Origin of the sequence: Streptomyces geranii, assembly GCF_002954775.1 — a bacterium.
In the GTDB taxonomy this organism is placed as follows: Bacteria; Actinomycetota; Actinomycetes; order Streptomycetales; family Streptomycetaceae; genus Streptomyces; species Streptomyces geranii.
The window spans coordinates 1-12015 of the sequence record NZ_PJME01000072.1; the positions used below are offsets into that span (position 1 = coordinate 1).

Annotated in this window: 12 protein-coding genes; 2 read left to right on the plus strand and 10 right to left on the minus strand. The window is 71.9% G+C overall.

From position 1 onward, the window contains the following. Window positions 1-124: 124 nt before the first annotated feature. Entirely contained in the window at window positions 125-1744 is a 1620-nt protein-coding gene (locus tag CW359_RS41840; RefSeq protein WP_105975501.1) for a sensor histidine kinase, read from the minus strand. Window positions 1745-2001: 257 nt separating this feature from the next. Between CW359_RS41840 and CW359_RS41845 the strand changes: the two genes are divergently transcribed. Next, complete coding sequence (locus CW359_RS41845; protein WP_105975502.1) at window positions 2002-2358, plus strand: hypothetical protein; 357 nt, start codon at window positions 2002-2004, stop codon at window positions 2356-2358. Between the two features lie 119 nt (window positions 2359-2477). Here the strand turns inward: CW359_RS41845 and CW359_RS41850 are convergent, their stop codons facing one another. Genes CW359_RS41850 through CW359_RS41865 form a run of 4 tightly spaced genes read right to left on the minus strand, consistent with a single transcriptional unit; the run spans window position 2478 to window position 6239 of the window. Further along, window positions 2478-3689: an ABC transporter permease gene (locus CW359_RS41850; RefSeq protein ID WP_232838833.1), complete on the minus strand. Its 1212-nt coding sequence runs from the start codon at window positions 3687-3689 to the stop codon at window positions 2478-2480. After that, a complete protein-coding gene (locus tag CW359_RS41855; RefSeq protein WP_232838834.1) occupies window positions 3686-4408 on the minus strand; it encodes an ABC transporter ATP-binding protein in 723 nt (240 codons plus the stop codon). Before CW359_RS41855 ends, CW359_RS41850 begins: the two co-directional genes overlap by 4 nt. Further along, on the minus strand, window positions 4405-5649 hold the full coding sequence (locus CW359_RS41860; protein ID WP_105975504.1) for a peptidoglycan-binding protein: 1245 nt from the start codon (window positions 5647-5649) through the stop codon (window positions 4405-4407). Before CW359_RS41860 ends, CW359_RS41855 begins: the two co-directional genes overlap by 4 nt. A 2-nt stretch (window positions 5650-5651) precedes the next feature. Then, window positions 5652-6239: a hypothetical protein gene (locus CW359_RS41865; protein ID WP_105975505.1), complete on the minus strand. Its 588-nt coding sequence runs from the start codon at window positions 6237-6239 to the stop codon at window positions 5652-5654. A 143-nt stretch (window positions 6240-6382) separates the two neighbouring features. Here CW359_RS41865 and CW359_RS41870 point away from each other — a divergent pair, with 143 nt between their 5' ends. Next, window positions 6383-7579: an FAD-dependent monooxygenase gene (locus tag CW359_RS41870; RefSeq protein ID WP_105975506.1), complete on the plus strand. Its 1197-nt coding sequence runs from the start codon at window positions 6383-6385 to the stop codon at window positions 7577-7579. A 49-nt stretch (window positions 7580-7628) separates the two neighbouring features. Here CW359_RS41870 and CW359_RS41875 read toward each other — a convergent pair whose 3' ends face one another. From CW359_RS41875 to CW359_RS41895, 5 genes are all read right to left on the minus strand, one after another. Continuing rightward, window positions 7629-8837 (minus strand): sugar ABC transporter permease, encoded by a 1209-nt coding sequence (locus CW359_RS41875; RefSeq protein ID WP_232838835.1) that lies wholly within the window; start codon window positions 8835-8837, stop codon window positions 7629-7631. Further along, entirely contained in the window at window positions 8834-9622 is a 789-nt protein-coding gene (locus tag CW359_RS41880) for an ATP-binding cassette domain-containing protein (protein WP_232838836.1), read from the minus strand. The genes CW359_RS41875 and CW359_RS41880 overlap by 4 nt, the downstream gene beginning before the upstream one ends. An 18-nt stretch (window positions 9623-9640) precedes the next feature. Beyond that, on the minus strand, window positions 9641-10726 hold the full coding sequence (locus CW359_RS41885; protein ID WP_105975507.1) for a sugar ABC transporter substrate-binding protein: 1086 nt from the start codon (window positions 10724-10726) through the stop codon (window positions 9641-9643). A 130-nt stretch (window positions 10727-10856) separates the two neighbouring features. After that, complete coding sequence (locus CW359_RS41890; protein ID WP_105975508.1) at window positions 10857-11201, minus strand: hypothetical protein; 345 nt, start codon at window positions 11199-11201, stop codon at window positions 10857-10859. A gap of 169 nt (window positions 11202-11370) precedes the next feature. Beyond that, on the minus strand, window positions 11371-11988 hold the full coding sequence (locus CW359_RS41895) for a DUF4352 domain-containing protein (RefSeq protein ID WP_105975509.1): 618 nt from the start codon (window positions 11986-11988) through the stop codon (window positions 11371-11373). Window positions 11989-12015: the final 27 nt, after the last annotated feature.

The following is a 12015-nucleotide window of genomic DNA, read 5'->3' on the forward strand; positions in this document are numbered from 1 at the left end:
CCCCAGGCCCGGCACCCTCCAGCCCAGGCCCGCATCCCCAGCCCGTCCGGCGCTTGAGGACAAGCCGGGGGTACGGGGGCGGCAGCCCCCGGGGATGGGACGGGTAGGGGCGGCGGGGGCGAGACTAGGTTGTTCGGGGCAACGTGATCGTGAACGTCGTCCCCACCCCCACCTCGCTCCGCACCTCGATCACCCCCCTGTGATCCGTCACGATCTGCCGAGCGATCGACAACCCCAACCCACTACCCCCCGTATCCCGCCCCCGCGCCGCATCCACCCGCCAGAACCGATCAAACACATACGGCACATCCCCCACCGCAATCCCCTTCCCCGTATCCCGCACCTCCACCACCGCCAACTCCCCCCGCCCCACCACCCCCAACGTCACAGAACCCCCCACCGAAGTCGCCCGAATCGCGTTCCCGACCAGGTTCCCCACCACCTGCCGCAACCGATCCGCGTCCGCGGCCACCCGAACCGCCGACGCCGGCGACTCCACCCGCAGCTCCACTCCCGCCGCCTCCGCCTGGGCGAGATGTGCCAAACGCCCCGCCTCCAGCAGCTCACCCAGCTCCACCTCCGTCGGGTGGTACGTCAGTGCTCCCGCCTCCGCCAGGGCCAGGTCCTGCAAGTCGTCCACAATTCGCTGCTGCAGCAACGCCTCCCGGTGGAGGGAGTCCAGGAGTTCCGGCGTCGGGTCGACCACGCCGTCACGTAGGGCCTCCAGGTAGCCGCGCAGATTCGCCAGCGGCGTACGCAACTCGTGCGCGATGTCCCCCGTCAGCCGCCGCTGCCGCTCCTCCCCGGCCTGGATGGAGTCCGCCATACGGTTGAACGCCCCGCCCAGCTGGGCGATCTCGTCCCGCCCGGACACCGGCACCCGCCGCCCCAGATCCCCCTCCCCGAGCCCCTTCGCCGCGACCGTCATCGCCCGCACCGGCCGCAGCACCGCCCGGCTCAGCAGCAGCGCCCCGGCGATCACCGCGAGGGCGACCCCCGCCGCGACCGCGACCGTCGGCGCCGCGGCCAGCGTGGGCGGCGACTCGTTCCGTACGCCGAGGCGGACCTCCAGGCGCGGCGGCGCCACGGACGCGACCCGCGCGTTGAACACCCGGCGCAGACAGCCGACGAACCGCTGCTCGCTCTCGCACGGGCCGAGCGCCGTCAGGTCGGCCGGGGTCAGCGGGTCGGCGGCGCCGCTGGGGGCCGGGCAGCGGGCGGGGCGGTGGTCGGTGGACGCACGAGGGATGCCCAGGGCGTCCGCGCGGACCGTCAGCTCGGCGCCCGCGCCGGTCAGACAGGCCGCGTAGGACACCTCGGCGCGGTAGTCGGCGATGGCCGTGGCGACCCGCTTCATCGACACCCGGCGCACCTCACCCCCCGGCACCACCAGCACGGGCCGCGGATCCACCAGCACCGCCGGCTGCCCACTGGGCTCGCGCGGCGTACGTCCGGCCAGGGCGTCGGAGTCGGTGAGCAGGACGTCCGACTCCGTCGCGACCCGGATGCGCTGGCCGGTGTCCCGGGCCAGGGAAGCCACCGTGGGGGACAGGCCCTCCCAGGTGCCGTGGGTGAAGCCGTACGTACGGAGTTCGCCGGTGATCCGGGCGACCTCCTGCCGGCCGGCCGTGACGGTCTCCTGGACCTGGCGGTTCGCCTGCCGCAGGGTCAGCCAGCCGGTCGCGGCGGTGGCGGCCATGGCGACCAGCGTGAGCAGCCCGAGAACCCGGAGCCGGAAGCTCATCGGCAGGACCCTTTCGGTTTCAGTATGGCAAGAGTGCGGTGTCGGCCAGCGAATTATCAGAAGTGGCGCATTTTCACTCCGACCGCTTTCGGCCTCTTAGGTATCAGAAATGGACAGTGCCAGGCGGAATTATTTCTTCAGTGTGAACTCCCGGTAATGGTACTTAGGCCACTGACGCCCCAGCTGATGCAGGGGGGCGCAGGGGCCGCTGCCTTCGCATTTCGCAGCGCCGACGAATCACATACAGGGGGTATGAAATGAAACGTCGACTCGCGGCTGTCGTTCCCGCACTCGCCGCCGTGGCCATCGCCGTTCCGCTGTCCATGGCCACGCCCGCCGCCGCACACGCCTCGTGCGGCACCACCGTCTCGGACAAGGACAGCAGCTCCTGGAACAAGACGGCCAACGGAGCCAACGAGCGCAGCGGCTCCAGCACCGGCTGTACGATCAAGGGCATCGCCTACAACACCCAGGCGCTCGACTACCACTGCTACACGGTGGGCAACGACAACTACACCTGGACGTTCCTCAGGAACGACGCGACGGGCATCACCGGCTGGATCCGTGACGACCTGCTGAGCGACGGCGGCAGCCTGGTCTACTGCGGATTCTGAGAATCCGGAAAGCGCCGCGAAAGCGGAATTGAAATAGCGTGACAGCGGGGGCGGTCCCGAATTCGGGAACCGCCCCCGCTCCGTACCACCGGAGCGTCGGCCAGAACGCCCGGTGGTGGTCATGTGCCGGCCAGTGCCTCCGTAGGAGCCAGCCGGCTCGCCCGGACCGCCGGATAGAGCCCGGCGATCATGCCGATGAGCAGCGTCGCCCCGATACCCGCCGCGCTCGCCCACGCCGGTACCACCGTCGGCCAGTCCCGGCTGACGGCGTAGCCCGCCGTGATGGCCGTACCGAGCACCGTCCCACCCAGCCCGCCGATGAGCGAGAGCAGCAGCGACTCGGTCACGAACTGGGTCCGGATCTGCCCCCGGGTCGCCCCGAGCGCGCGCCGCAGCCCGATCTCCGGCCGCCGCTCCAGCACCGAGATGACCATGGTGTTGCCGACCCCGACACCCCCGACGAGCAGCGCGACCCCGCCGAGCCCCAGCAGCAGCCCGGTCAGCGCCGACTCGGTGGCCTCGCGGGCCGCGAGCGCGTCGGAGGGCCGCGAGATCCGCACCTCACCCGGCTTCTCCGGGTAGGCGGTGGCCGGCAGCACCGACCGTACGGCCGCCACCTGGCTGTCCTCGGCGCGGACGTACACCGTCGACGGGTGGCCGTCGAAGCGCAGATACGTCCTGGCCGCCTGCCAGCCGACCAGCGCGGCGCTGTCCAGCTCCGGCGCCAGCGGGACCGGATCGAGGACGCCGATCAGCGAGAACCAGCGGTCGCCGATCCACAGCCGGGTTCCCGGGGTGTAGACGTCCAGGCGCTGCGCGGCCGTCGCGCCGAGGACGACCGCCGGGTAGTCGGCGGTCGCCGGGTCCAGCCAGCGGCCCCGCGCGACCTTCCCGCCGACGGCGGGCAGCAGTCCGGTGTCCGACGCGAGCACGGTCAGCGAGTTGGTCCGCCCGATCGCGATGCGCTCGTTGCGGTACACGCTCGCCCGGACCGCGCCCGTGGCGGTCACCTTCTCCACCGGCGGGATCCGGCGGACCATCGCGACAGCCTCGTACGGCAGCTTGGCCTGTTCGCCCGTGAGGGACTCGCCGGGCGCGACCCGCAGCAGGTTCGTCCCGAGGGCGTCGAGCCGCCGGTCCACCTCCGCCTGCCCGGACCCGGAGATCCCGACCACCGCGACCATGGCGGCGACCCCGATCGCGATCCCGAGCGCCGAAAGGAACACCCGCAACGGCCGCGTCCGCAGCCCGGTCCCGCCCAGCCGCACGACATCGGCGGGCCGCAGCCGCGCGGCCCGCAGCACATCCGGCCTCCCCGAGTTGTCGCTCACCGCCGCACCCCGATCGTCGTACCCGTACTTGTCTCCTGTGCCGTGTCGTTCACGACCCGGCCGTCCCGCATCTCGATCCTGCGGGGCAACCGGGCGGCGATCTCCAGGTCGTGGGTGATGACCACGACCGTCGTACCGGCCGTGTGCAGTTCGCGCAGCAGTTCCAGTACGGCGGCTCCCGACACGGAGTCGAGGTTGCCGGTCGGCTCGTCCGCGAGCAGGACCGACGGCTCGCCGACCACCGCGCGGGCCACCGCGACCCGCTGCCGTTCGCCCCCGGAGAGCTGGTGCGGCAGATGCCGTACGCGATGACTGAGCCCGACCCGGGCCAGCGCGGCGGCTGCCCTGGCCCGGCGGCGGCGCACGGGGACGCCCGCGTAGAGCAGACCGTCCGCCACCGAGTCCAGCACCGGGACCCCGACCGCCAGATGGAACTGCTGGAAGACGAAGCCGATCCGGGTGGCCCGCAGCGCGGAGACCTCACGGTCGGACAGTTTCGCCACGTCGTACCCGTCGACCAGCACCCGCCCCGCCGAGGGCCGGTCCAGGCTCCCCATCAGATGCAGCATGCTCGACTTGCCCGACCCGGACGGCCCGACCACCCCCACGAGTTCACCGCGCCCGATGCGCAGACTCACGTCACGGACGGCGGCGACCCCGCCGGGATACGTCTTGGAGACGGCGTCGAACTCCACCACCGAAGGTGCGGGGCCGCTCACTCGGGAATCCTCACCTTCATGCCCTCGGTGACCCCGGTGCCGCTGACCTGCACGTTGCCGTCCGCGAAGAGCCCGGTCTTCACCGCGACGAACCGCCCGTCCTCGGTCTCCAGGCCGTGACCGCCCTCCGCGAGGGCGACCAGCGCCGCCACCGGCACACTCAGTACGTCCTTGACCTCGCGGCCCACGTACTCGACGTCGACGGGCCCGCTCTCCAGCCGCCCCAGCGCCCGCTGGTCCGCGACGGTGATCGTCACCGGCAGCGTGGCCGCGCCAGCCCCCGACTCCGCTTCGGTACCGGCGCCCTCGGGCGCGCTCGCCTGCCGCCCGACCGAGGCCACCTCGCCCTGTACGGACTTGCCGTCGGGCAGCGTGATCCCGACGACCGTCCCTCGTACGGCCCAGGCGGCGTCCGAGGCCGAGGCGTTGACGACGACCTTGCGTGCCGTACCGGTGTACGTCAGCGTGTTCTCGCCGACGGCCGCGCCGAGCCGGGCACCCGGCTGGCCGATCCGCACCTTCCCGGCGGAGTAGATGACGTCCCCGACCCCGACGGTCCCGGTCTCGGCGAGGCCGAGCGACTTCTGCCAGCGCTTGACGGCGTCCGCGGTCTTCCCGGTGAACTTCTCGTCCACGGTGAAGCCGGTGTAGCCGAGCGCGGCGAGGTTCGTCTCGAACTGCAGGACGTCCATGCCGGTGAGGGGTGCGGGCGCGCTGGTCCCCGTGGTGGCCGAGGGGGAGGGGGTCGGTGCGGGGGAGGCGTCCGGCGCGGTGTCCGAGGACGTGGCGCCTGACTCCGGCTCGGCCGCCGGGGCCGTGGCGAGCCCCAGGTCCCGGTACATGGGCATCGAGCCGTACAGCAGCACGACGGGACGGTCGTCGACCCGCAGCAGCGTGTCCCCGCGCTCCTCCGTCGCGCCCTGCTGGGGCAGCCAGGTCACGGTGCCCGTCGCCTTCACCGGCAACGGGATCTCCGTACCGAACCCCAACTGCCCGTCCACCTCGGTGCGTTCGGTGAGCGTCGCCCGGGTGACCGGGACCACCGAACCGGCCCGGGGCGGCGCGCTCGCGTTCTCGTCCGTACCGCCGCCGAGCCCGAGCGCCCCGACCACGGCCACGGCCGCCACGACGGCCACCGCACAGGCGATCAGCGCGGTGCGCCGGCCGCGTGTACCGCGCGGCGGCTCGCTGTCCTCGGGGCCGGTGTCGTCGACGTGTGCCACGGTGTCCGTCTCCGCCACGGTCAGCCCTTGCCGGGCGCGGCGGTCGCCGGTACGCCGATGATCGGGCCGCAGATCCGGGTGGCCCGCTTCGCCCCGGCCGAGGTCTGGTCCCACTCGCCCTGGCCCAGCCCGTCGGGACCGGGGTCGGGGAAGTCGGCGGCGCCGTTCTTCTGCATACAGGTGGCGTACTCCTGCTTGATCTTGATCTGCGCGGCGGTGAGCGCGGGCTGGTTGCCCTTCTCCACGCTCTCCGGAACGGCCGTCACGAACTCCGCGCACGCCTCGGACGCCGTCTTGAACTTCGGGTCCTTCTTCAGGGCGCGCACATTGTCGCCGCCGCCGAAGTCGATGTTCCCCTGTGCGTCCGGGTCCGGTGCGTCGACCCCGTTCTCCCGCAGGCACTTCACGTACTTGCCCTGCGCCGCCACATAGGCGGCCACATCGTCACCGGCGCCGTCCCCGGCCGCCGCCCCCGAACCCGACCCCGTGGTCGCGCCGCCGCTCGCCGCCGTGGGGACCTTCGAGCCACCGTCGTCGCCCCCGCAGCCGGTCAGCGCGAAGGCCATGACCGAGGCCGCCACGGCCAGCAGTACCCGATTCGTCCGCATCGGTTCTCTCCCCGTCGTCCCGTCGTCCTGTCGTGCCCGACCACGAACGCGGCGGGCAGCCCGACGGTAGAACGGAGATGATGAAGAACTTTTGAAGAACCTGTCATCCGATCATGCGACCGGCACGGGAAGGGGCGCTCGACATGAAGGTGATCGTCGTGGGGGCGGGCATCGGCGGACTGGCCGCCGCCCTGAGCCTGCGCGCGTCCGGCCACGAGGTGACCCTCGTCGAGCGGACCGCCCGCTTCACCGAGATCGGCGCAGGCATCCAGCTCGCCCCGAACGCCACCCGCGTACTGCGAGACCTGGGCCTCCTCGACACCGTCGCCGCCCGCGCCTCCCGCCCGGCCGCCATGACCTTCCGCACCTGGTCCGACGGCACCGAGATCTGCCGCTACGTCCTGGGCCGCGAGGCCGAGACGGAGTTCGGCGCCCCCTACCTGCAGGTCCACCGCGCCGACCTGCACCAGGCGCTCGCCGCCCCGTTCCCGCCCTCCTCGGTACGGCTGGACACCGAGATCGTGGCCGTCGACCAGGACGACACGAAGGCGTACGTCACCACGGCGGACGGCGAGCGGCTGGCCGCCGACCTGGTCGTGGCCGCCGACGGGGTGCGCTCGGCGGTCCGCGAGCGGCTCTTCGGCGCCGACCGCGCGGTCTTCTCCGGCACCGCCGCCTACCGCGCCCTGCTCCCGGCCGCCGAGGTCGCCGACCTGGACCTCCCGGACTACGCGGGCTGGCTCGGCCCGGGGCGGCACATCGTCCACTACTGGGTGCGTGGCGGGCAGCTCCTCAACCTGGTCGCCGTGTTCACGACGGGGACGGGGACGGGGTCGCGTGCGGGGACCGCGCCGTGGGGCGAGTCCTGGACGGCCCGGGCGGAACCGGGGGAGCAGCTCCGCGAGTTCACCGGCTGGGACCCCCGGCTGCTCACCGCCCTCGAACGCGCGGGCCAGGTCTTCCGCTACGGCATCCACACCCGCACCCCGCTCACCCGCTGGAACGTCGGCCGGGTCGCCCTCCTCGGCGACAGCGCCCACGCCATGACCCCGTTCCAGGCCCAGGGTGCGGCCCAGGCGCTCATGGACGCGGCCGTACTGGGCGACTGCCTCACCGGCGTGACCCCGGCGGAGATCCCGGACGCGCTGGACAGCTACGTACACCGTCGCCTGCCCACGGCGACCAGGGTGCAGTCCGGCTCGGCGAACGCGGGCGACGCCTACCACCTGCCGGACGGACCGGCGGCCGAGGAGCGGAACACCCGTATGGCGGAGTACGGGACCGAGAACAGGTTCGGCCCGCATTCGAGGGCGTGGGGGAGCGGTCGCGGCGAGCCGTAGCCGGCCGTGGAGAGTCGTAGCGCCGCCGCCGTGTGGGCGGGCGGGGCGCTCAGGTCCGTACGCGTGAGGCGGCCGTGCGCCGGGCCAGGGAGTCGAAGATGACGGCCGTGATCAGCACCCCGCCGGTGATCATGAACTGGACGGCGGTCTCGACGCCGAGCAGCGCCATCCCCGAGGCGATCGACTGGATGATGAGCACCCCCAGCAGCGCCGACCAGGTCGAGCCGCGCCCGCCGAACAGGCTCGTACCGCCGATGACGGCCGCGGCGACCGCGTTGATCAGCAGCATGCCGGAGCCCGAGACCTGGCTCGCCGAGGTGAACCGCGAGGCCACGAACAGCCCGCCGACCGCCGCCAGCGTCCCGGCGATCATGAACACCGACACCCGTACGCGCGTCACGTCCACGCCCGCCCGCCGGGCCGCCTCGACCCCGCCGCCCAGGGCGAGGACCTGGCGGCCGTAGGGCGTGCGGCGCAGCAGGAGGTCGGAGGCGACGATGAAGCCGAGGAAGATCAGCAGGGCGAGCGGCAGCCCCTCGAAGTGGCCCAGTACGGCGACGGTGGTGAAGGCGACCGCCGCGAGCAGGCCCGTACGCACCCAGATCCCGCTCCTCGCCCGGCACGGCATCCCGGCGCCGGCGCGGCGGGCCCGGTCGCGCAGGGAGACGAGCAGATAGGCGGCCGTGCAGAGCGCGGCGAGGCCGTAGGTGAAGCCGGGGGCGCTGTAGTAGCGGCTGGTCAGGGAGGCGACGAGGCCGTCCTCGCTGAAGCTGATGGAGCTGTCGGGCCCGAGCAGGTAGATCATCAGACCGCTCCAGGTCAGCAGCCCGGCGAGGGTGACGACGAAGGCGGGCACCCCGAACTTGGCGAACAGGAAGCCGTGCAGCGCCCCGATGGCCGTACCGCAGACGACCGCGACGACCACGGCCAGCCACTCCGTCATCCCCACGTTGACATGCAGTGCGGCGAACACGGCACCGGCGAGCCCGGCGAGCGAGCCGACGGAGAGATCGATCTCGCCGATGAGCAGGACGAAGACGATCCCCACGGCGACCATGCCGGTGCCGACGATGTCCACGCTGAGGACGGAGAGGTTGCGCGGCGAGAGGAACTTGTCGTTGAGGCTCTGGAAGACCACCCAGGTCACGGCGAGGGCGAGCAGGACGGGGGCGGGCCCGAGCCCGCCCTCGCGGACTCTGCGGCGCACGCCACCGGCGTACTCCGCGACCCGGGCCTTCGTCGGGAGGGGGTTCGTCACGGCCACACCTCTTCCGGGTGCGGCCGGTGGGCGACGGCGTGGTCGGCCGCGCCGGTGATGGAGGAGATGATCTGCTCCTGGGAGGTCGTGTTCACGTCGAAGAGGCCGTTGTTGCGGCCGAGCCGCAGCACGGCGACCCGGTCGGCGACGGCCTTGATGTCACTCATGTTGTGGCTGATCAGCAGCACCCCGAGGCCCTGGTCGCGCAGCTCCTCGATGAGGTCGAGCAGCTGGTTGGTCTGCTGGATGCCGAGGGAGGCGGTGGGCTCGTCGAGCAGCAGCAGCCGGGGCGAGCCGAGGAAGGACCGGATGATCGCGACGACCTGCCGCTGACCCCCGGAGAGCCCGGCGAGCGGCATCCGCACGTCCGGGATGCGGATGGAGAGGGTGTGCAGCAGTTCGCGCGTACGCCGTTCCATCTCGACCTCGTCGAGAACGCCGAAGCGGTGGATCTCCCGGCCGAGGAAGAGGTTGGCGACGACGTCGAGGTTCTCGCACATCGCGAGGTCCTGGTAGACGGTCGCGATACCGAGGAGACGGGCGTCCTGGGGCCGCCGGATCTGCACGGGAGCGCCCTGCCACTCGATGACCCCCTTGTCCGGGGGACCGACCCCCGAGATCACCTTGACCAGCGTGGACTTCCCGGCGGCGTTGTCCCCGACGAGGGCGACCACCTCCCCGGCCCTGATCTCCAGCTCGATGTCGACCAGTGCCTGGACGGCGGAGAACCGCTTGGAGACACCGCGCAACGCCAGCAGGGGCTGTGACTGTCGCTGACCGGGCACGAGCCGTCTCCTTGCGTGTCAGATCAGACCGGCCCGTTCGCAGGCGGACCGGAGGGCGGGCGTACAGATCTGGTCGACGGTGTACATACCGTCCTTGACCAGCGTCTCCCCGATATCGCCGACAGTCACCGAGACGGACGGCAGCAGCACCGCAGGCACGTCGTCGGTGGTCGGGCTGTCGACGCTCCCGGTGGCGATGGCCCCGACCTCCTCGCCGCGCCCGAGGGCGACGGCCATCCGGACGGTGGCGTCGGTCGCCCGCTTGTAGGGCTTGTAGACGGTCATGTACTGATCGCCCTTGACGATCCGCTGTACGGCGGTGATGTCGGCGTCCTGCCCGGTGATCGGGGGCAGCGGGCTGACCTTGGCGGCGTCGAGGGCGGAGACGACGGCACCGGCCATGCTGTCGTTGGCGGACAGCACCCCGTCGATGTTCTCGGCGCCGAGCGCTGCGATGGCGCCGCTCATGTTGACGTAGGCGTTCTCGGGCCGCCATCTGACCGTGTCGTACGACTTGCCGATCGTCACCTTGCCCTTGAGCACGGCGAGGGCGCCCCGCTTGTACCACCCGGCGTTGGGGTCGGTGGTGGCCCCGTTCATCATCACGATGCGCCGGCCGTCGCCCCTCTCCCGCATGGCCGTCAGCAGGCCCTCCGCCTGCAGCCGCCCGACCTGCTCCCCGTCGAAGGTGACGTACCCGGAGATCGGCCCCTCCGCGAGCCGGTCGTAGGCGACGACGGGAATCCCGGCGCGGTGGGCGGACTCGACGGAGGGGCGCAACAGCTCGGGATCGACGGCGGCGAGGATGACCACGTCCACACCCCGGGTGATCATGGCCTCGAACTGCTGCTGCTGGACCTGGGGGTCGGGGGTGGCGGCGACGTTGGCGGCGGGGCAGTCCGGGCAGAGCCGCTTGAGCCCGGCCTCGATGAGGGGTTTGTCGAACTGCCCGAACCGCGAGGCACCACCGCCGGGCAGCAGCACACCGACGGTGATCCGATCACCGCCGCCGCCCTCGTCGCCCCCGCCGCCGCAGGCACCGGTGAGGGCGAGCGCGGCGGCCACGGCGACCGCGACGGACGCACGGCTGACACAGAGACCCATTTCCGGTTCCTTAGGTCTTTGTCCGACATTGCGACGCAATCGGTACTCAAGGGCAAGCGTAGCCAAGTCGCCGGTGCCCTGCCTGGGCCGGGACCTGGGCCGGGACCTGGGCCGGGACCTGCGGCGGGAGCTACAACTGGAGCAGACGCTGGGTGATCTCCCGGTACTGCCTCAGCGTGAGCCGGAGTTCGTCGGACTGGGTCTCGGGGTCCTGGCCCTGCCAGCCGTCCCGGAGGAGCCGCCGCCGCTCGGCGAGGGCGTTCACCAGGTGGGCGACCGCGTCGTCGTAGGCGCCCTCGGCCTCTTCGAGGGCTTCCCGAGGGGTGTCGGCGAAGTGGTTGATGGCCCGCCCGAGACGCTTGACGACCTCGTCCCGCTCGCCGGGCTTCAGGAGTGGCTCGGGCCCGGTGACCCGGCGTCGGTCACGGCCGGGGGGCTGGTCGGGAGACTGCTGGGCACGTGTCTGGTCGTACATCTGTCGATGCCGCTTCCGTTGCGCCCGAAGGCGTCCTCGGTCTTCCCGACGGCCTGTTCCAGGCTCCGGGAGACCCGGTCGGTCGTGCGGCCAGTCAACTTCCGACGGGGGGTCGTGTCAACGCGGCGGGGAGGGCGACCCGGAGGGAGGAGGCGGATCAGGAGGCGGGTCAGGAGGCGACGCCGGCGCGGATCGAGTCGCCGAGGAACCCGTCGGAGAACGTCACGTACTTCGGGGTGAAGGCGCCCTTGCCGGTGACGCTGCCGGAGATGTTCTCGCCGGGGGCGAGCTTGACGGTGTCGATCTGGTTCTCGTCGGCGGCCAGTTCGGCGGCGTGCTTGGTGCCGTTGGTGTCGGTGATGGTGAAGAACAGGGGATTCACGTCGACGTCCTGGTCACCGTTGTTCGTGACCGTGACGAGCACGCTGGTGTGGTCACTGCCGTCGGCGAGGACGCTCTTCGAGAAGGCGACGTTCTTGGCGGAGACGGTGACGGGGGCCTGGGCCCGGCTCTCGGGCTTGGAGTCGCCGAGGTCGTCGCGGCTGTCGAGGGTGTCGGGCAGGGCGACGTTCTCACGGCTGCTGCTCGTACGGCCGCCGTTGCTGCTGTCACCGCCGCTGTCGTCACCGACGACGGCACTGACGGCTCCGACGAGGACGAAGAACCCGAGGACACCGGCACAACCGATGCCCGCGAGCTTGCCGACGCCGGACTTCTTGGGCGGCTGCGGCTGCTGCTGGGGGTACTGGGAGTACTCGGGGTGCTGGTGCGGCTGCTGCTGGTTCATGTCTTCCCCCGTGATGCGATTGGTCGA